This window comes from Pedobacter sp. MC2016-24, from assembly GCF_015223055.1.
Taxonomy (GTDB): Bacteria; Bacteroidota; Bacteroidia; order Sphingobacteriales; family Sphingobacteriaceae; genus Pedobacter.
The window spans coordinates 1063852-1085769 of the sequence record NZ_JADFBX010000001.1 but is presented as its reverse complement, the minus strand read 5'-3'; the positions used below and the strand labels follow the sequence as shown (position 1 = coordinate 1085769).

The 21918-nt window shown below is 44.0% G+C and carries 14 protein-coding genes; 13 read left to right on the top strand and 1 reads right to left on the bottom strand.

What is annotated here, in order from left to right:
* The first annotated feature begins 18 nt into the window (after positions 1-18).
* The 7 genes from IM797_RS04715 (at position 19) to IM797_RS04685 (ending at position 10239) form a co-directional block, all read left to right on the top strand.
* A complete protein-coding gene (locus IM797_RS04715; RefSeq protein WP_194125921.1) occupies positions 19-993 on the top strand; it encodes a FecR family protein in 975 nt (324 codons plus the stop codon).
* Between the two features lie 173 nt (positions 994-1166).
* A complete protein-coding gene (locus tag IM797_RS04710; protein ID WP_228098712.1) occupies positions 1167-4301 on the top strand; it encodes a TonB-dependent receptor domain-containing protein in 3135 nt (1044 codons plus the stop codon).
* A gap of 11 nt (positions 4302-4312) precedes the next feature.
* Positions 4313-5743 (top strand): tetratricopeptide repeat protein, encoded by a 1431-nt coding sequence (locus IM797_RS04705; RefSeq protein ID WP_194125919.1) that lies wholly within the window; start codon positions 4313-4315, stop codon positions 5741-5743.
* 20 nt (positions 5744-5763) lie between these two features.
* On the top strand, positions 5764-7113 hold the full coding sequence (locus IM797_RS04700) for an alkaline phosphatase family protein (RefSeq protein ID WP_194125918.1): 1350 nt from the start codon (positions 5764-5766) through the stop codon (positions 7111-7113).
* Between the two features lie 138 nt (positions 7114-7251).
* On the top strand, positions 7252-7773 hold the full coding sequence (locus IM797_RS04695; RefSeq protein ID WP_194125917.1) for a hypothetical protein: 522 nt from the start codon (positions 7252-7254) through the stop codon (positions 7771-7773).
* Complete coding sequence (locus IM797_RS04690; RefSeq protein ID WP_194125916.1) at positions 7770-9227, top strand: ankyrin repeat domain-containing protein; 1458 nt, start codon at positions 7770-7772, stop codon at positions 9225-9227. Before IM797_RS04695 ends, IM797_RS04690 begins: the two co-directional genes overlap by 4 nt.
* Before the next feature lie 40 nt (positions 9228-9267).
* The gene (locus IM797_RS04685) at positions 9268-10239 is read left to right on the top strand and encodes an ankyrin repeat domain-containing protein (RefSeq protein ID WP_194125915.1); all 972 of its coding nucleotides are present in this window, start codon (positions 9268-9270) and stop codon (positions 10237-10239) included.
* A 12-nt stretch (positions 10240-10251) separates the two neighbouring features.
* On the opposite strand, the gene map is transcribed toward IM797_RS04685, so the two are convergent.
* Positions 10252-11010 carry a type I methionyl aminopeptidase gene (map, locus tag IM797_RS04680; RefSeq protein ID WP_194125914.1) on the bottom strand — a complete coding sequence of 253 codons (759 nt, stop codon included), beginning with the start codon at positions 11008-11010 and terminating at the stop codon, positions 10252-10254.
* A gap of 255 nt (positions 11011-11265) precedes the next feature.
* On the opposite strand from map, the gene IM797_RS04675 reads away from it, so the two are divergent.
* Genes IM797_RS04675 through IM797_RS04650 form a run of 6 tightly spaced genes read left to right on the top strand, consistent with a single transcriptional unit; the run spans position 11266 to position 21913 of the window.
* The gene (locus tag IM797_RS04675; RefSeq protein WP_194125913.1) at positions 11266-13347 is read left to right on the top strand and encodes an alpha-galactosidase; all 2082 of its coding nucleotides are present in this window, start codon (positions 11266-11268) and stop codon (positions 13345-13347) included.
* A gap of 10 nt (positions 13348-13357) precedes the next feature.
* Complete coding sequence (locus IM797_RS04670) at positions 13358-15352, top strand: glycoside hydrolase family 97 protein (protein ID WP_194125912.1); 1995 nt, start codon at positions 13358-13360, stop codon at positions 15350-15352.
* Between the two features lie 13 nt (positions 15353-15365).
* Positions 15366-17156: a glycoside hydrolase family 2 protein gene (locus IM797_RS04665; RefSeq protein ID WP_194125911.1), complete on the top strand. Its 1791-nt coding sequence runs from the start codon at positions 15366-15368 to the stop codon at positions 17154-17156.
* Between the two features lie 7 nt (positions 17157-17163).
* Entirely contained in the window at positions 17164-18345 is a 1182-nt protein-coding gene (locus tag IM797_RS04660) for a glycoside hydrolase family 88 protein (protein WP_194125910.1), read from the top strand.
* Positions 18346-18379: 34 nt separating this feature from the next.
* Complete coding sequence (locus tag IM797_RS04655) at positions 18380-21109, top strand: sugar-binding domain-containing protein (RefSeq protein WP_228098711.1); 2730 nt, start codon at positions 18380-18382, stop codon at positions 21107-21109.
* Between the two features lie 9 nt (positions 21110-21118).
* A complete protein-coding gene (locus IM797_RS04650) occupies positions 21119-21913 on the top strand; it encodes a hypothetical protein (protein ID WP_228098710.1) in 795 nt (264 codons plus the stop codon).
* The last annotated feature ends 5 nt before the right edge of the window (positions 21914-21918 follow it).

The following is a 21918-nucleotide window of genomic DNA, read 5'->3' as shown; positions in this document are numbered from 1 at the left end:
TGTGATAAGTAGTGTAGGATGTCAATAGATAAAAAAGAAGCGGAACTTAAGAAATTCCTTAAAATGTATGTAAATCATCAGACCAGTTTGTCTGAATCGGAGGCGATAGATTACTGGTACGATGCCCTGGATCTGGAAGAAACGAATTCCGGGCTGGAACCGATTACAGATTCCCAGCTTGAGCATCACATAAAGGAATACCTGTTTAAGCATATTGGAAAAAAAAGGCCGCAGCGGAAATACCTGAGTTATGCCGCAGCCTGTTTGATTTTATTGACTACGGCACTGGTATGGTCTTCTAACCAAATGCCAAAGGCCACAATGAAAGCACATGAAATGCGCATTGCTGCGGGCATCGGAGCGCGCAAAGAGATTACTTTAACCGACGGTTCTGTCGTGATGCTAAATGCCGGTAGTCAGCTTTTGATTGCTGCCGACTTTGGAGAAAAAGATAGAAAGGTATCATTAAGCGGTGAAGCCTACTTTAAAATAGCAAAAGATAAAACCAGGCCTTTTTTGGTGCAGTCCGGATTACTTAGGACAAGTGTTTTGGGCACTTCCTTTAACATCAACGCTTACCCGGAAAGGGATAGGATTAAAGTCGCAGTACTTACAGGTAGGGTAATGGTGAGCCAGCTTGAGGGAAAACAGTTCAGACCAATTGCCAAAAACATGACGGTGAATAAAACAGTAAGCTTTTATAAAAGTACAGGGAAATATGAAATCAATACGGAAGATGCTTTGGCCATTACATCCTGGAAGGATGCTAAGTTATTCATCGATAACGCTTCGATAAAGGATATCTCAGAACAATTAAAAAGACATTACAATTTGAAAGTGAATGACTTGAGCAAATCGAATGCTGTTGATCGGTATACCATTCGTTTCAATCATGAATCGATAAACAGCGTGCTCCGGATTTTAACCAGACTAACAGACCGACAGTTTATTTATCAGTACAATCAGATCACCATTAAAAATAAAAACATGTAAAAAACACGCATAAAAAAAACCGGAAATGCGACAACATTTCCGGTCTTAAACGAAGTGCTGAAGCAGCACAGCCGTATTTCCAATGAATTTCGTAAAACATCAAAAACATATCAAATATGCAAAAAATTTACCCGGGTTGCAAATACCCGCTATGGTCCTTAATTAATCTAAAAATGAAGTTAACGATAGCCCTTCTCTTTTTTTCTAATGTGCTCATCTATGCCGGCCCAATATCAGGACAGTCTATGCATGAGGTAAAGATCAACCTGTTTGCCCGGGAAATGCCAGTTAAGGAAGTCATTGGCATGATTGAAAAGCAAAGTAATTTTGTGATCGGCTACAAAAATATGGAAGCCATGCAAAGCAGGAAAATTACCATTAATGCGAAGGAAAAATCCATTGCTGCAATCTTAAATGAGATCATGGCTCCGGCAAGTATTGAGGTGCAACAAATCAGTGATAAGTACATCATCATCAACCCCGTCAAAAATCTGATACCCACTGTGGTTTCGGGTATCATCAAAGATAAAAGAACCGGAGAGACCATTCCTGGTGTGAGCATCAGGGTAAAAGGTACAGTGATTGGTACACAAACTGATATTGATGGTTCTTACAGCCTTTCTGTTAAAGAAGATAGAGCTAGTTTCACACTTGTGGTTTCCTATATTGGTTATAAATCCCAGGAGTTTAGTATTGAACGTTCCAATACTTCGATCAGACAAAATGTACAACTGGAGGAAGATCGTCTCGGCCTGGATGAAGTTGTGGTGACTGGCCAGGGTATTGATGTGAGTAAGCGCCGTTTGTCTACCAACGTGGTCAGCATTAGTGGTGCAGATATAGAGAAAACACCTGGTAGTCGTATTGATCAGTTGCTGCAGTCTAAGCTGCCTAATGCGCAGATCAGGTTAACCGGCGGACAAGCGGGTTCTACCTCAATCATTCGTGCACGTGGGGTGGTTTCGGCATTTATGAACTCGACCCCCGTGGTGTATGTAGATGGTGTACGTATGGACAACCTCAATACACCCGCTACCCTGGGTGGCGGCTCTGCTTCAGGAGCGGGCGTAAGCGCTTTGGCGGATATCCCGATGGATAATATTGAAAAAATTGAGTACATCAATGGCGGGGCAGCCACAACTTTATACGGTTCGGATGCTGCCAATGGTGTCATCCAGATCATCACAAAAAAGGGTGGTTCTGAACGTACAGCCATTACGTTAAACGTGGAAGTCGGACCTGAAGCCTCAACAAATGATTTTTTACATTTCAAGAGAACAAAAGATATGCTTTTCGAAAGGGGAACTTTCCAGAAATACAATGTCGGCATCAATGGTAGTAAAGGTGGACTTGGCTATAGCTTTACCGGTGGTTACATGAACAGCTCTGGTGTGCAGATCATGAAACAAAATGCCAATGAGCGGATCGACATGCGCTCTGGGTTTAGAGCCAATATTGGCGATCAGGTCACTTACGAAAGCAGTTTTACGTTCGTGAACAACAGTTTCAAAAGAAGCAGAAATGGTAATCAAGGTGGCTACACAGGTCTTTGGTTTCTGGAAAGTGGCGCTTCTAAAAATAGCGGACCAGTCAAAAATCCTTTAATCGATGACCTGAACGACGAAGACTATCAGAAGTTGAAAGATTATGTAAGAGAAGCAGAACGCTTACAGGACAACGAGATCGTGGTCAACCGTTTTCAGACCTCTCAGACCTTCAATTACCGTCCGATGGAAAGCCTGGTCATCAAAGCAGTAGGCGGGATTGATTACCGCACCACCAGAAATAAAGTGATTACAACCAACCAGTACATCACACATACTACCGGCAATATCAGTACTGCGGGTGGAAGCATCAGCAATGCGGATAGAAAATACTGGGGCCTAACGATGGAATTGAATGGTCAGCACAAAGCTGAATTGGGGAATTTCTCTTTCATCACAACTTTCGGTGGGCAACTTTTTCGCAATGAGGACCGTCAGGTAGCTTACAATGGTACCAATGTAAGAGATGGTATGCGAGACATCAGTAAGGTTGGCGCAACAACTTCTAATGAGGTGCTGACTGAAGTTGTCAATTACGGACTTTATATTCAGGAGAATTTGGGTTTTAAAAACAAGTTCTTTATTGACCTTGGTTTAAGGGGTGATGGAAACACGGCTTTCGGAAAGGAAGTAGGCGTGCAGTACTACCCTAAAGCTGGTTTCGCTTACATTCCTACTGCCGAGCCTGGTTTTAAGGATGCACTTCCCTTCATTTCATCAGCGAAGCTGAGAGGCAGTTATGGTTTGGCCGGAAATTTCCCTCCTCCGTTCAGAAATGAGAGACTGATAGATTTTGCAAGTTACCTGGGGGCATTGGGTGCTTCTTTTGGTACACCTAAAGTGGATTTAAAACCAGAGAAAACGGCTACGCTGGAGCTTGGTCTGGACCTCGGTTTATTACAGGACCGACTGATATTGACTGCAGGAATTTACCATAGCATCACCAAAGATGCCTTGTTCACGGTGCCTGCCACACCTTCTACAGGTGAGATTGCTACCATCAGAAATGTGGGTAAAATACTAAACAGAGGTGTAGAGCTAAGCATGAACGCTACCCCTATAAAGACCAAAGACCTCTCTCTGTCTATAAATGTATCGGCAAATACCGCTTATAACAAGGTCTTGAGTGCCATGGGGAGCGCACCCTTTAACCTGAACGGTTTTAGTGAGCGTACCATCCAGACGGTAGTTCAGGAAGGCTATCCTGTAGGATTTATTCGTGCTGGTACCGGTACGTTTGGTGCAGATGGCGTGATGGATTCTACTACACCATTGCAATTTTTAGGTAGTACCATTCCCGATCTATACGGTAGTATGGGCCTTAACCTGCAATTTAAAGATTTCAATCTCTTTGCCAATGCCGATTATCAATCGGGTGCGTATGCGAGCAACTGGGATAAACAGTTTCGATTTAATTATGCTGCGGGTAATGAAGGAATCCCTCAGGGTGAAATCGATAAAAATGGAAGAACCAACTGGCTCAATTTTACCAATATGTTTGTAGAGAAAACAGATTTTATCAAAGTGCGGACCATCGGTGCCAGCTATCTTTTTCGCGGTCCTAAATTGGGTAAAACGATCAAAAACCTAACGCTGGGTTTCAGTATCACCAATCCGCTAAACTTTGCTTCTTCTGCTTTCGATCCGGAGAATACCACCAGTGGCAGTGCACAAGGACAAGGTAGAGCAACTACAGGTGGGGTCTCTTATGCAACTTATTCTGCTCCACGTCAATTTTTAGGTTCTGTTAAAGTTAATTTCTAATGTTCATTAAGATGAAAAAATATATGTTTTATCCCGCATTGGTCATGGTGCTGATGCTGGGCAGTTGCGAGTTGGTAGAAGTTGAAAATCCAAATGTTAAGGAAGACCGCTTCATCGGTTCAGGAAACTCAGCCGTTGAATGGACAGATGGCATGCGTCGCCAAATGAGCTTAATGGTGGCCTCAAATACCGAATTTACAGAGCTGGTATCTGACAATTATTTCAACAACTACACGGCAAGCAGCAAGGTATTTGACATTCCTCAAATCAATTTCTTTGATCAGGATGTCGCCAATATCCAGGCTGGGATTCACCGTACCATGGAGATGTGTGATTATGGACTAACCAAAGTATTGCCTGCTGATGCTGGATCTAAACCCATACAGCGCGCTGAACTGCTGATGTATAAGGCTTATGCACACCTGCTGGCTGCGGAGCTTTTTGTGGGAATGCCTGCAACAGCCTTGGGCGAAGTACTTTCACCGGAAGCACACTTCAACGCAGCGATAGCCCTGTTAAATGATGCACAGCCTTTATTTACAGAAAGCAATGACCGGCTGGTTTGTGCACTGCTGCGCGCACGTGCTTATTATGGGTTGGGAAATGCAACTCAGGCCCGTACTGAGGCAAATACGGCCATACAGAATCCGCTTTTACTCAGACAAGTATTGTATGGTACAACGAATGGGCCCGGTAACGGTTTCCAGGCGAATATCTTTACCACAAGTGGTGCCAACCCTTTTGCACCGCTACCGAGACTCGATTTTCTGGATCCTAAATACTTTAATACCAATCCCACTGCAGCGCTGGACCAAAAGCCCATCGCAATCGCGAAAGCGGAAGAGGCTTACCTGATCATCGCTGAGGCTATGGTCTCTTCAAATGATTTGAGCGGTGCCAGGACTACCTTGAAAAATATGCTGACGGAGTGTGTTTCTAAAAGGGCAACCACCAGTCTGAGCGATAAAGCGGAGACCCGAAATGGAGGTAATAAGGTGTATCCTGTAACTGCTATGAAAGTGAAATTTGATGCTGCATCCGCGGAGAAAGATGGGTATATATTGAACAGGCAGACTGGCAATATCACGGCATACCAGGTTTCCGGCACTAAAGTCACAGCTGCAGAAATCGATGCTGCAAATACACAGGACGGTCTTTTATACCTGGTATACCTGCTGAGACAAGAAATTTTTATGGCCGAGGGTCGCCGTATGACTGATCTCGGTATCCGGTTCCCGGTATCAGAACGTGAACAACTGGGCAATAAGAATGTGACTGGTGCACATACCCAGGCCATCATTCCGTCGTTCATTCCCAGAAATCGTGAAATGGATGATTTTGAAATCAATACCGCTTCAGGCGTAGTAACCATGAAGCATGACATGAATAAAATACTTGTTCAAAACAAAACCGCCCCTGAGGTGGTGCCTTTTATCAAATAACAATTTTAAAAAATTAGCAAATGAAAACTATTCAATCTATAAAACATCTGGTTGTACTTGCCATTTTATGCCTTCCAACCATTTTATTTTCCCAGTCTTCGAAACATGTAATCCTGATCAGTATTGACGGCTTTAGGCCGGACTTCTATTTAGATAAAAGCTGGCCAACGCCTAATTTACAGCAGTTGATGCGTGAGGGGGCTTATGCCAAAGGTGTGCGCTGTATTTTTCCAAGTGTAACCTATCCTTCGCATACTACGCTGATTACCGGAGCATTTCCTGCCAAACATGGCATTACCTACAACACCATGCCCAATGATAAAGGTGTGTATGAATGGACTACGGACAGTAAAAAAATAAAAGCCGAAACACTATGGCAGGCAGTTAAAAAAGCAGGAAAAAAATCTGCTTCCATTTCCTGGCCGATTTCTGTCGGTGCAGCAATAGATTATAACCTTCCCGAAATCTGGTCGGCTACCAATATGTCAGATCGCAAAAGTGCCATCGCTGAATTTGCTACACCTAAGGGCTTGTTTGAGGAGATGGAGACCTATGCGATAGGTAAGGCAGAAATTAACGATTTGAACCTGGAATACCTGACCATGGACGAGAACAATAGCCGAATGGCAGCCTATATCATTCGTAAATATAAACCTGAATTTCTAAGTATCCACATTGTTGGGGTAGATGGTGCACAGCATAAAGAAGGACGTTCGGGACCAGGTGTCCTGAAAGCGCTGGCCTCTGCCGATCATGCCGTGTCCAACATTCTTGATGCACTTGTTAAAGCAGGTATCGAAGACAGTACTACTGTAATCGTTACTGGCGACCATGGTTTTGTTGATCTTGATCGGGTACTTTCACCTAACGTGTGGTTAAAAGAAATAGGAATTGACAGTAAAGTAGGTAAGGAAGAACCTGTGGCTAAATTTCAAGCTGCCGGAGGAGCGGCATTTTTTCATCTTAAAGATCCGAAAGATGTAAAGACCTTAGCGAACGTTCGTAAAAAACTGAATGAAATTCCGGAAGCATACAAAAAGCTTTTCAGGATTGTTGAGCGGGCAGAATTGGATAAAATCGGGGCCGATCCACATGCAAGTTTTGCTTTGGCTCCGGTTAAAGGCGTCTATATCCAGGATAAAGATTCCGGCGATATTTTAGGTCCAAAAAAAGGTGGTGCCCACGGGTACTTCCCTGATATTCCTGAAATTCAAACTGGTTTTATCATTAGCGGTGCAGGTGTGCGCAAAGGAGTGGCTTTAGATGTCATTGGTTTGGAAGATGTAGCACCTACTGCTGCGAGATTTTTAGGTGTAAAACTCAATGCTGCTGATGGAAAGGCGGTCACTGCATTTATGAAGGATAAATAGCATTTTTTTAATCACAATTGAATGGGTTAATCTCATTCAATTGTGATTTATTTTTCCAATAAAAAAACAATATGGACGTTAGAAATGTATTTTACCTGGTAATTACCAACCAAATTAAACCAGGATTTATACATAGCAATGCTCATAAACGATAAAACAGTACCAGCACTTCATCCCGATCAATTGTTCGCCGATGGGTTAGTTTACCTCAATACGGCGCAATGGGCACTGGCTTATGCTGCTTTTACGCAGCTCCGTAACGATAAAAAGAATCAATCTCCTTCCTTATTATACAATATGGCCCTTTGTCATGTATTTGCCAAAGAACATCAGAAAGCCATCGCCGTATTGGAGGAAGCACTAATGCTCCTCGCTGCACCTTCCTGGTCATCGCAGTCGGCCGGCCATTTGCCAGAGCCCTTATTGACACAGGAGTATCAAAGTAATCATCATTACCTGGCACTAAACGAAACAGCAGTTGCATTGCATTCGACAATTGTAAAATTGCGCATCCGCAGATTGTTGGTCGACCTGCATCTGGAACTTCAAAACTGGCAGGAAGTGCTGCGGTTATCATCATTACCTGGAATGGAAAAATGCAAGAATGTAATTGAAGCATGTACAATTGCTAAGACTAAGATAAATACCTCAACAGAATGATAAATTTATTTGACATAGAACGCGCTTATTTGCAGGGCGAAGAACTTCCGGAGATCAACGGTATGTACAATGAAGTGGCAGAAGATGCTAACGAAGAGCAGCAGCTGGAAATTTGGAAACAAGTATGTGGTTTTGCCAATGTAGCGATGCTTGATCAGCTCATTGCTAAAGGCTGGGTAGCGGCAAGGGTAGAAGATCGGTATGGAAACACATTGCTACACCTTATGGCACAGGCTCCAAACGCGCGAAACTATGTGATACCTGAACAAAGGGTTTATGAAACCACGAAGCAATTGCTGGCCGCCAAGGTTAGCCCCTTAAGAAAAAACAATGAGGGGGATACCGCCTTGATGCTGGGCGCAAGGGCAGGGTACTCCGAAATGCTTCAGGCCTATCAGGAAATTGGGGCAAAAATAGATTTTACCGATAGAAATGGAAACACTCTGTTGCATATTGCAGCACAATATGCTTCAGAGGAACGCTTAAGTCAGTTTATTACTTTTGCTTTGTTGGCCATGGAATTTGGAGCAGATCCTTATCAAAAGAACAATATCGGAGAAACAGCCATTGATGTGGCCATTCGTTACAAATCGAAAGCAATCGGCGCGTTGTTGAATGGCGCGGATTTATCTGACGAAAACACTGGCCAGCTCTATCTTCAGGCAGGCGGTATGGATGTTTTTCAGGCCTGTATCTATGGCGATGCCGGAGCTTTAAAGGCATTGATCCAGCTTGGGGAAAACCTAAATGAAGCCTATGACAAAGCTGGAGATAATCACCATGGAATGACCGCGCTGGCAATTACCATGGTGAAACATGATTTCGATTGTACCGATTTACTCCTTAAAAATGGAGCCGATCCAATGCTGCGCGACAGTAAGTCCTGGCATCCTTTCAGATATCTTTTTACGCCCAGCTCCAGTGTAAACACTGGCTTTGGAGATTTTGAACGTAAAACTTTTGAACGAATCCTGAAGTCATATCTGGAAGCAGGTTTTGACATCAATTCACTTTTGGATGATGATGAAAATACGCTGTTGACGCTGGCAGCTAAACATGCTGACAGGTTGCCGCTATACAATGGCAATACCATTGCAACCGTCCTTATAGCTGAAGCTATTTATGCAAATGCAGATGTAAACAAAACGAACCGCGAAGGGATTTCGCCACTGATGTATTTGGGCTTGGGGGATGCCTCAAGGGCAGAGAAAAACTTTTTAACGCTGCTGGAACAAGGTGCTTCTACGGAGCTCCGTGATAAAAATGGAAAAACGGCATTGATGTATGCGGTGAACAACTCGGATCGATCGGTTGCTAAAACCTATTGTGAATTACTGGCGGAATTTGGAAAGCCATTGCTGGATGCAAAAGACAACGCAGAAAAATCTGCGCTGGATTATGCCGTAGCACAGAATAATGAACCTTTGGTCGCCTGGATCCTGGAAAAACAATAAGCTTACAGGCCATTCAATTACAAATTAAAACATACTTACTATGGAAAATATTTTTTTAAACGCATGTAAAAACAACCAGAAAGGAATTGTTCAGACCTTTATGAAGCGGGGCGGCATCAACCTCGATAAACGGGATGCCATGGGCAATACGGCTTTGTTTTACGCTTGCCAGAAGGGTGCAAGAGATGTGGTTAAAATTCTGGTTGAAGGTGGCGCTGATGTCAATCTGGCAAACAATCAAAGCATGACGCCTTTACATATGGTCTCGCAAAGTGGCAATAAAGAAATTGTGGCCGTTTTGCTGGATAGCGGAGCTGACATCAATGTAACGGATAAAGAAGGGAAAACCCCTTTGATTTATTCCATAAAAGATGGAAGAACAGAGTTTACCAAATTCCTGCTTGCTAAAGGAGCAGACAAAAGCATCAAGGATAATGAAGGATACAGTGCGCTGGATTATGCAACCAGCAGGGGATTGCGGGATACCATCGCCTTTTTGGCTGGCGATACGACAGAAAAAGACAGCCAGGGAAATACACCACTCCATCAGGCTGTATGGAACAATGAGGCTGAAGTGGTTAAAGAACTGTTAAAAATAGCCTCAATTGACCTCAACGGACACAATGACCAGGGAGATACGGCTCTGGTATTGGCTTGTATACAAAACAACCTCAGGGTGGCCGGGATTTTACTTGATGCCGGTGCTGATATGCTGCTGAGACGTTTAGACGGCAATACCGCTTTGCATTACAGTAGCGGCAGGGGCAACAAAGAAATCGTTAAATTGCTCCTGGAAAAGGGAATGGACATCAACAGTAAAAACAACGAAGGTGAAACGCCACTCATTGTTGCTGCCATTTGCGGCTTTAATGACGTGACAGCCCTGCTTATTGAACGCGGTGCTAACCTTGACGAAAAAGACAATAACGAATATTCAGCACTACATTATGCTTCAGTAAAAGGCTATAATGAAATTGTTGAACAATTGCTTATGGGCGGAGCTACTTCTTAATGCTTTGTGGTTCTAAATACCGTTTGCCTTTGTCAAAATGATTGGCTTACCGGAAGTGATCAATATGGTATGTTCATGCTGGGCTACAAATCCGCCTTGATTGCCTGTGAATGCCCAGCCATCTTTGGCCGTTCTAATGGAAGTCGACTGTGTGGAGATGAAGGTTTCAATGGCAACAACGGAATCCTTTCGGAACCGCCTTTTGTCGTAACGGTCAAAGTAATTTACAATGGCATCCGGTTCTTCATGTAAACTTCGGCCAACACCGTGACCAGCTAAATCGCGGATCACGGTGTATCCGGCTTTTTTTGCTTTGTTTTCTATCAATTTTCCAATGTCAGAAATTTTGATGCCACCGCTAATCTGGGAAATGGCTTCCAGTAGTATTTCTTTTGAGGTGTCGATCAGGGGTTGCAGACCCTGTAGGTCTTCTCCGACAATAAAGGAACAGCCATTGTCAGACCAAAAGCCATCCAGTTCTGCAGATACATCAATGTTGATGATGTCGCCGTTTTTCAGAATGACCTGATCTGAAGGAATGCCATGTGCAAATTCATTATTGACACTGATGCAGCTGTAACCAGGAAAAGCATAAGTTTCGAATGGCGCAGATTTTGCCCCAAGCTTTTCCAGTAACTCCCTTCCGTATTCGTCGATGTCTTTGGTCGTGCAACCTATCTGTGCATACTCAGTCATTTTTTTCAGCGTAAGGGCTACGGCCTCACTTACGCGGCTGATGCCCTGTAACTCTTCTTCGGTTTTGATCACCATAACACTATATCATTCAGTTTGACGCAAAACTAGGCCCATTTAAACTATTCTCATAGTAAATATTAGACATTGCCTTGTGTTCCAGTGAATAAGAGCGCATTTGTGTGCCCGGTATGCTGATGCACTGGGCAACCCTGCACAACACAAACCTGCTCTCCTGTACAAAAATGAACCATTTCCGTACAAAAATGAACCCTCCTAAAGGGATCTGGTATTTAGTTTTGTAAAACACCAGATATAATAGCCGAACCAGATATGAGCAGCAATCCAGTGACTAATTTAAAATCAGTACTTTTATTTATCCTGTCCGTAAACCTATTCCCCACTGCGTACGCCCAGGATCAGTACTATAGTCACCTGGCTAAAGATACTTTAACCATTGGCAACAGTCTGATTGAGCGTAAATTTATATGGAACAAAGGTAATCTGATTACGCATAGTCTGACCGATAAATCGTCTGGGCAATCCTGGATCAATAAAAATAAAGCTCCGGATTTCCTGATCTCCAAAAGTATATCCGATGCTTCAAACGCGGTTTACCATAGTAGAGAAGTCGCGGAAACATCCATCCAGCCGGTACATTGGGAAACAACAGTCACCTACACCTTGGGGCCGCTTGAGGTTCAAAGGGTATTTCGTATTTTTAAGCATAGTCCGGCTATTGCATGTGATACTTACCTGAAAGGACGGCTTAGCGATGTCGTTACAGAGCGTGCCGGTAATCTGGCCGATCGAAAGAATATAGAATTTACGGAAGACATGAATTCCGGGCAAGCCATACCAGTTTTAGACCAGGTTAAACTGGAAGGATTCCATTGGCAATGCAAAACAGTAGAATTTTTTGACGTAACCGATTGGAACAACAACCTGGTGGCCGAAAAACGGTTTATTCCCTATCGGAAAAATGGGCATCGCGGGAATTTGCTTTTTGCGCATAACCAGGAGAAAGAAGCTGGTTTCTTCTTTTTGAAAGAAGCACCAGGTTCTAGTGTACAATTGGCCTATAGCGGCCAGGATTTTACCACAGAGTTTGGACATTTTGCCGTAAACGGGCTGGGACTTCGTCCGGCTGACATCAATGAAAAAGAATGGCGTAAAGCTTACACTTGTGTAGTTGGTGTATATACAGGAACCGAACTGGATCAGTTGAAAGCCTTGCGCAGCTACCAGAAAAATATCCGTAAATCACTTCCCGGGCGTGATGAAATGGTGATGATGAATACCTGGGGCGACCGGAGTCAGGATTCAAAAATAAATGAAAAGTTTACGCTGCTGGAGTTAGAAAATGCTGCAAAGTTGGGCATCACCCATTTCCAGATAGATGACGGATGGCAACTTGGGAAAAGTCCCAATTCGGCTCTGGCAAAAGGTTCCTTTAAAAACATCTGGGACAACCCGGACTATTGGAAACCCGATCCGATTAAATATCCAAATGGGCTTTATCCCATCATAAAGCGTGGTAAAGAACTTGGTATTGAAATTTGCCTTTGGTTTAACCCCAGCGTACAGCATGATTATGCGGATTGGGAAAAAGATGCTTTAGCCATAGTTAAACTGTATGAAACCTATGGCATTCGGACTTTCAAGATTGATGGCCTGGCCATTCCCAATAAAGCCTCAGAAACCAATCTCATCAAACTGTTCAACCGGGTATTGGTACTGACAAAAAATGAGGTTGTTTTCAATCTGGATGCAACAGCCGGCCGTCGAGGTGGCTACCATATGCTTACCGAATACGGTAACATTTTTCTGGAAAACAGGTATACCGACTGGCAGAATTATTATCCCCATTGGACATTACGCAATCTATGGCAATTGTCTAAATATGTTCCGGCTGAAAAGCTTCAGGTAGAATTTTTAAATAAATGGAGAAATGTAGATAAGTATGGCAATGACTTGTTTGCGCCCGCTAATTACTCTTTTGAGTACCTTTTTGCAAGTACCATGGCCGGACAGCCCCTGGCCTGGTTTGAAGCCAGTGCACTACCAGCAGAGGCCATGAAGGTTAAAGGACTGATAGCAGCCTATAAAAAGGTTCAGCATGACTTTCACTCAGGTATCATTTTACCGATAGGCGAGGAGCCCTCGGGCAAATCCTGGAGCGGCTTCCAATCCCTGAAAGGCCAGGAAGGATATTTTATTTTTTTCAGGGCTTATCATCCGGATAAGATCGGTGTCCTGGAAACCTGGTTACCGGAGCACACCAAGGTCAAATGTACACCTGTACTGGGAAGTGCTAAAGCCATGATCCAGACTACCGGATATAAAGGCACTTTAAAAATTGAACTGCCCCAAACCAGGGACTTTGCCATGTATAAATATGAAATCCTCAAATAAATACCAAATCATGAAACGATACACTTTGCTTCTGTTTTTCCTGTTGCTTATTCAGACATCCGCATTTGCACAACAACCTTATCAGCTCAGTTCGCCGGACGGGAAGTTGCAGGTGAACGTGCTTATTGGCGATAGCATTACTTACAGCGTATCACATGAGGGAAGTCCGGTGCTTAGTCCTTCGGCCATTTGCATGCAGCTCGGGGACGGTAAAAATTTCGGGATCCGATCTAAAGTTAAACAGGCTAGGCTGCAATCGGTAAATCAGGAAATAGCGGCACACTTTTATAAAAGAAGCCGGATCAAAGATGAATACAAAGAGCTGACATTAGAATTTAGCTCGGATTTCAGATTGGTTTTCCGGGCCTACAATGAGGGACTTGCTTACCGCTTCATTTCAACCGGAAAAAAAGATTTTGTAGTCAAGGATGAACTGGCGACATTCCATTTTCCGAAAGATTATGATGCGTATATTCCTTATGTAAAGTCTAAAGCTAAAGACCTGGACGGTCAATATTTCAATTCTTTTGAAAATACCTATACGTATACGCCACTCAGTAAAATGAACAAGGACCAGCTGGCTTTTTCACCACTTGTTGTCGCCCTGGAGGGCGGAAAAAAGGTGTGTCTGGCCGAAGCAGATCTGGAAAGTTATCCCGGCATGTACCTCATTAATGCTACTGGAATGGCTACGCTGCAATCCAATTTTGCGCCGCGTCCGGCTTCAACCGAACAGGGCGGCCACAATCGGCTGCAGCAATTGGTTACTAAAAGAATGCCCTATATCGCAAAGGCGAAAGCTGGGATGAAATTTCCCTGGCGCATCGTGATTGTAACTGCGTCAGACAAAGCGCTTGCTGATAACGACATGGTTTACAAGCTTGCTGCACCTTCAAAGCTGCAGGACCTTTCCTGGATAAAACCGGGTAAAGTGGCCTGGGAATGGTGGAACAATTGGGGACTTTCCCATGTAGATTTTACGGCCGGTGTAAACAATGAAACCTATATGGCTTACATCGATTTTGCAGCCAAAAACGGTATTGAATATGTGATTTTGGATGAAGGCTGGGCTGTTAACCTCAAAGCAGATTTGTTCCAGGTGGTTCCGGAGATCGATTTAAAGAAACTGATTGCCTATGGCAAATCTAAAAAGGTAGACCTGATTCTTTGGGCTGGATATTACGCTTTTGAGCGCGATATGGAGGAGGTTTGCAGGCACTATGCTGCAATGGGGATTAAAGGTTTTAAAATAGATTTTATGGACAGGGACGATCAGGTTATGGTTGATTTCCATTACCGTGCTGCGGAAACTGCTGCGAGGCATAAAATGCTTGTTGATTTTCATGGGACTTATAAACCGACAGGTTTAAACCGGACTTACCCGAATGTGATCAATTATGAGGCTGTAAATGGTCTGGAACAAATGAAATGGACAGGGCCGGAAATGGATATGGTAACCTACGATGTGACTATGCCTTTTATCCGCATGGTGGCAGGGCCTGTAGACTATACCCAGGGCGCAATGCGAAATGCCACAAAGCGCACACACCGAGGGATCAATGACGAACCCATGAGTCAGGGCACGCGTTGCAGGCAGCTGGCTGAGTATGTGATCTTTGAATCTCCATTGAATATGCTTTGTGACAGCCCGGTCAATTATGAGAAAGAACAGGAGTGTACCGACTTCATTACTGCCATCCCCACAGTCTGGGACAATACAGTAGCATTGAATGGTGAGATTGGAAAATACATTACCATAGCCCGGCAAAAAGGAGATACCTGGTACCTGGGGGCTTTAACCAATTGGGATGCGCGAAAACTGGAACTGGATCTTTCTTTCCTTAATGCGGGTAATTATATCGCCGAAATATACAAAGACGGTTCCAATGCCAATAAAATCGCCTCCGACTATCAAAAAGAAACCATTGACATTCCGGCAAATAAAAAATTGACGATCGCTATGGCCCAGGGGGGCGGCTTCGCCATGAAAATTTTAAAAAAATAATAACCTGTCTCATATGATTTTAACCAAAGCCTTTTTTACTTCACTGATACTGTTTAGCTTGTTTGGCGCGCAGGTATTTGCACAAGATGTGCTGACAAATGTGTATGGACGAAACATACAATCCTTAAATGGTAAATGGGATGCCATTATTGACCAATATGATCAGGGCCGAAAAAACAAAATATTCCTCAATAAAAAGCCGGAGGGCAAAACTGATTTTTACGAATATTCCTTTTCGAATGGACTGCGCTTAAATGTACCTTCGGATTGGAACAGCCAATTGCCGGAATTGAAATATTATGAAGGAACCATATGGTATGCACGCCATTTTGATGTACCAAAAGAAAGTGGGAAACGATTGTTCCTGTATTTTGCTGCTGTAAGTTACCGCTGTAAAATATATTTAAATGGTCAGGAAATTGGCCAGCATGAAGGTGGTTTTACACCTTTTCAAATAGAAGTAACTGATGTTGTGAAACAGGCCGGGAATTTTCTTGCCCTGGAAGTGAACAATACGCGCACAGCAGATGCCATACCGGCCAAGTCGTTTGACTGGTGGAATTATGGGGGGATTACCCGCGATGTGATGCTCGTATCTACACCTAAAACCTTTATTAAGGATTATTTTATACAGTTGGAAAAGCACAAGGCCGATCAGATCAACGTTCAGGTAAAACTGTCGGACCCGCTTGTGAATGCTGAAATCCTGGTTGAAATTCCGGAGTTGAAGATCAGACAGAAATTACTTACAGATCAAAATGGCCAAGCCAGAATGTCGATTAAAAACATTAAAAACTTGCAACGCTGGTCGCCGGATTTACCTAAGCGCTACCAGGTTGTGCTTGCGGCTAAAGAAGATCGCGTGACTGAACTTATCGGCTTCCGTAACCTGGCAGTTAAAGGTACTGCGGTTTATCTGAATGACAAGCCCATATTTCTGAAGTCAGTGAGTTTTCATGAGGAGATACCCCAACGGAAAGGCCGTGCATTTTCAGAACCTGATGCCGTAATGCTTTTATCTGAAGCCAAAGCTTTAGGTTGTAACATGATCCGGCTGGCCCATTATCCACAAAATGAACATACCGTACGCATGGCTGAGCAAATGGGCTTCCTGCTTTGGGAAGAGATCCCGATCTGGCAAGGTATTGATTTTGAAAACACGGATACGCGGTTAAAGGCAGGTGCTATGATGAAAGAAATGGTGATGCGCGATAAAAATCGTTGCGCCTTAACTTTCTGGGGAATGGCCAATGAAACACAGCCTTCCGGGCCCAGGAACGAATTCCTGAAATACCTGATCAAATGCTGTAAGGACATCGACAGTACCCGGTTAATTACCGCGGCTTTCGACCTGGTTAAGTTTGATCGCAACAGACAGCTGTTTGTAATGGATGACCCATTTATCAATGAATTGGATGTGGTGGCCGTTAATAAATATCTGGGTTGGTATCATCCCTGGCCGGTTAGTCCGGACAAAGCCATATGGGATGTGGCTAAGGGTAAACCCCTGATCGTTTCAGAGTTTGGTGCTGAAGCTTTATATGGCAAAACCGGGGATGCCGACGTAGCAAGCTCCTGGAGCGAAGATTATCAGGCCGGTTTGTATCGCGATAACATCGAAATGTTTAAGCACATCCCTAATCTGGCTGGCGTTTCTCCCTGGGTATTGTTCGACTTCCGCTCACCGTTCCGTTTTCATCCGACTAACCAGGATGGCTGGAACAGAAAAGGACTTGTTTCTGATCAGGGATATAGAAAGAAAGCCTGGTACATCATGAGAGCCTATTTTCAAAACATTAAATAAAGACAAGATGAGACGATATTTTTCATTCCTATTTTTTACCATTTTGCTCAGCACAGGTCAGGTCAAAGCCCAGCCACTCCGGGCAGTTGTAGATCATGCGCTTGAATTTGCCACACAGCAAAGCCTGCTGATGGCAAAAAAGTACGAAGATCAGCCAGGCAGACTACCCAGGTCATTTGAACAGGGCAAAGATACTTCTTCTGATTCCAGGTGGTGGTGCAGTGGCTTTTTTCCTGGCTCACTATGGTATATTTTCGAAAATAGCCAAAATCAGGAAGTACTAAAGTATGCGAAAATGTATACCGACAGGGTGGAACGGGAAAAGTATACCACCGATAACCATGATGTGGGTTTTATGCTGTATTGTAGTTTTGGCAATGGCTTACGGCTGACGGGAGCGGAGCATTATAAGGAAGTGCTGCTGACTGGCGCCAGGTCGCTAGCTACGCGCTATGACCCAAAAGTTGGACTCATACGCTCCTGGGACCATAACAAAGAAGTCTGGCAATATCCGGTTATCATTGACAACATCATGAACCTGGAACTGCTGTTGTGGGCGGCATCTTATTCCAAAGACGAAAGTTTTAGTAAAATCGCCAGGTCACATGCCGATAAAACGATGAAATATCATTTTCGTCCCGATTACAGCTCCTACCATGTCGTTTCATACGACCGGCAAACCGGGGTTCCACATCGTAAGCAGACCCACCAGGGATATGCCGACGATTCTTCATGGAGTCGTGGTCAGGCCTGGGGACTTTACGGCTACACTTATCTCTACAGGGAAACAAAGGATAAACGTTACCTGGACCAGGCCCGGCACATTGCAGATTATCTGATCAACCATCCGAAAATGCCTGCAGATTTTATTCCTTACTGGGATTACAATACACCGGATATACCGAATACACCGCGTGATGCATCTGCAGCATGTATCATGGCTTCGGCTTTAGTTGAACTTAGCGATTTTGTTGATGCGAAGTCAAAAGAGAAGTATATGCAGGTTCTGGATCGGCAGATCCGGACCCTGGCATCTGATGCCTATACCGCAAAATTGGGAGAAAACGGAGATTTCATTCTCAAGCACAGCACAGGGGCATATCCCTTTAAATCGGAGGTTGATGCACCCCTTACTTATGCAGACTACTATTACCTGGAGGCCCTCAGCAGGTTAAAGAAAAAATTATAAGCATTTCATTTCAGCACACAAAAAAACATAAAACATGAATAACATCAAACATTGCTATACTTTTCTATTGGCCATGTTGGTACTGATGCCCTTTCTTTCGGCAAGATCACAGACCCATGAAATAGATCTATCGGGTCAGTGGGGTTTTCAAACCGACGTCATGGATTTCAGGCGGGGCTCGCTCTCGCCAAGATACAACCATAAACTGCAGGAAACGATCCAGTTGCCCGGCATTACCGACGATTATCAGATCGGTTATAAGGTTCCTTACAGATACATAGACCGCCTTACCCGTAAATACGAGTATATGGGGCCGGCCTGGTATCAGCGTGACATAGAAATTCCTGCAGCATGGAAGGGGAAACAGATCTTTATTTATTTTGAGCGCACACATTGGCTAAGTTCCATTTATGTAGATACCAAGGAAGTCAGCAAAATTGATTACATCAGTGTTCCCCATAACCATGATCTCAGCGCTTTTGTAAAACCGGGAAAAACGCATCGGATCACAGTATGCATAGACAACCGCTTTCAGTACAATACCCATAAATGGGACCATGCCCATACCGAGTTTACCCAAATTAACTGGAACGGCATTTTAGGCGAAATGAAGCTGGTCGCCGTTGATCCGGTTTATATTGAAGATCTGCAGGTGTATCCCAACATCAATGAGAAATCCATCCGGGTGAAAATGGAAATCATCAACCGGACCGGAAAACAGATATCCGGAGATGCCGGTTTCAAGGTGGCAGGCAAAAATTACAACCTCAGCAAGGTGCTGCGGGTTAGCGGTAAAGATTCTGTGATCCACTTTGAAGGTACCATACCACTCGGAAAGCAAATCAAGTTGTGGGATGAATTTAATCCCAATGTGTACGATATCACCTGTCAGCTGAATACGAGTACGGATCAGGCTAAATATCAGCATGAAAAATCGGTGAGCTTCGGAATGCGTGAAGTGAAACAAGGTAAAAACCATGTGATGATCAACAATCGTCCGGTGCATTTAAGGGGGAATGTAGAGAATGCCGTATTCCCTAAAACGGGACACGCCCCTGTTGATGATGCGGAATGGGAACGGATCATGTTGCTGATGAAAGCTTATGGATTGAATCACCTGCGTTTTCATTCCTGGTGCCCACCTGATGCAGCCTTCAGGATGGCAGATAGATATGGGATTTATTTTGAAGTGGAGATGCCAATGTGGGGGAGGGATGCGGAGCCAGATGAAGCACGGTACAATTTCTTTAGACGTGAAATGAGCGCCATACTCAAAGCTTATGGCAATCATCCTTCATTTGTACTGTATTGTAATGGAAATGAAATTACGGGCAATTTTGATTTTATTGAACAGCTGACTGCCAGTGGTAGGGCAATGGACGAAAGACATCTTTTTTGCGGTTCCACAGCCCGTACCCGCGTAAAATCGGACCAGTTTTATGTATCCCAGCAAACCAATAAAGGACCGGTTAAGGTGTATGAAGGTTTACCATATACCAATTGGGATGTCAGTAAACAATCTGATGTGGATGTTCCGGTGATTTCACATGAGTCGGGCCAACGCGCCATTTACCCAAATTTTGAAGAGATTAAGAAATACAGTAAAAGTCCTGTAGAACCACGAAATTTTGAGGTGTTCCGTGAACAGCTGGAAAAGAACGGCATGCTGGACCAGGCCAATGATTTTTTCTGGGCTTCGGGCGCGCTGACTGTAGTAGAATACAAGGCGGTGATTGAGGCTTTGTTACGCTCCTCCAAATCTGCCGGTTTTCAGTTGTTGTCTTTGAATGACTTCCCCGGACAAGGATATGCATCTGTAGGGATTTTAGATCCTTTCTGGGATTCGAAAGGCTTGGTTACTCCGGCAAAATGGCGGGAATTCTGCGCACCTACGGTGGCTTTACTGCGGTACGAAAAAAGCGCTTATTTTAACGATGAGACCTTCTCTGCAGATGCAGAATTGTATAATTTCAGCGCCTCGGGCTTAAAGAATGCCAAAATAAAATGGTGGCTGAGCGATGCATCCGGTAAAGTTTTGAAAAGGGGCAACCTGCCAGCACAGTCGCTGGGTACCGGTGACGTTTTTCCTTTGGGCAAATTCTCCTTCGATTTAAAAGGCCATCATCAAGCTGAAAAGCTGAGTGTCCATGTAGCTGTAAATGATAGCATTCAAAACAGCTGGAACATCTGGGTGTATCCGAGAAACCAGCAAATCATGGAATCCACAAATGAGGTTTGGTACACGAGGGTATATGATGAGCAGACGAAACAAAAGCTTGCTGCAGGTGCCAGGGTTGTATTTTGCCCGATACCTGATCAGGTAAAAGGCCGCAAATCTATATTTCATAACCATTTCTGGAATCCAATCATGTTTGCATGGCCACCGATGACCATCGGATGCCTGATCCATGACAAAGAACCGGTATTCAACAACTTTGTGACTGCCAACCATACCGATTGGCAGTGGTGGGATATCCTCAATTATGCAAAAGTAATTGAACTGAAAGATGCGCCTGGAGATTTACGGCCTTTTATACAAGTCATAGATGCGAACGACAACAATGAGAAGCTGGGCATAGGCTTCGAGGCGAAGGTGGGGAAAGGGAAACTGTTGGTGCTGGCTGTAGATACGCAGAAAGATATCGATAAACGACCTGCCACCAGGCAATTGTTGAAAAGCATAGATGCTTATGTAAAGGGCAATCAGTTTGATCCGAAAATTGAAGTGGATCCGGACTTTATCAATTCTTTTATAAACAGATAAACGCTTAAGATGCTGAAACAATTTTTTAAAAATATATTAAAGATCAGTTGGTTGATCACAGCTTTGGTTAGCCTTTCAGGCTTTGTTCTGGCTCAGGAAATTGTTTTGGACAAGCAGGCCGACCTGGAACAGGTATACCTGAAAAGTAACGAATCTGTAGGGCTGTTACCGATGAATGACCTGGATATGGAGTTTGGATATGTACTTTACGAATCAGAAATCCAGGTAGATCAGGCCAACAGTGTGCTGGAGTTGGAGCACGTGCGGGACTATGCGGTAGTTTTTGTGGATGAGCAGTTACAGGGTACGCTAACAGATGGCAGGAAGAAAGTCTCGCTGAAGGTCACACCTGGAAAATACAAGCTAAAGCTTTATGTAGAAAACATCGGACGGATTACCTATGGCCCGGAAATTTTAGACAATTCCAGGGGCTTGTTTGGCAGCGTTTCCTTAAATGCGGGGGAAATTGAAAACTGGACGATCACACCGCTCCACATTAAGGGGCTTGATGTTGCCGGTCTGAAGTTCAATGCGCGGAGGGAAAGCTCAGTTCCGGGCTTTCTGCATGGAAATTTCCATATCGACCATCCGAAAGATGGTTACCTCGATATTTCGGGATGGGGAATGGGTGAGGTATGGATTAATGGAAAATATATCGGTGCATTCTGGGAGGAAGAGAAACAACAGTCCATCCAGGTTTCTGCAGATCTGCTTCAAAAAGGGCAGAACGAAATCACTGTTTTTGAACTGAAAAATTCGGGACAAAAAACGATGAAAATAACGGATCAACCAGTGTTTAAATAATCAGA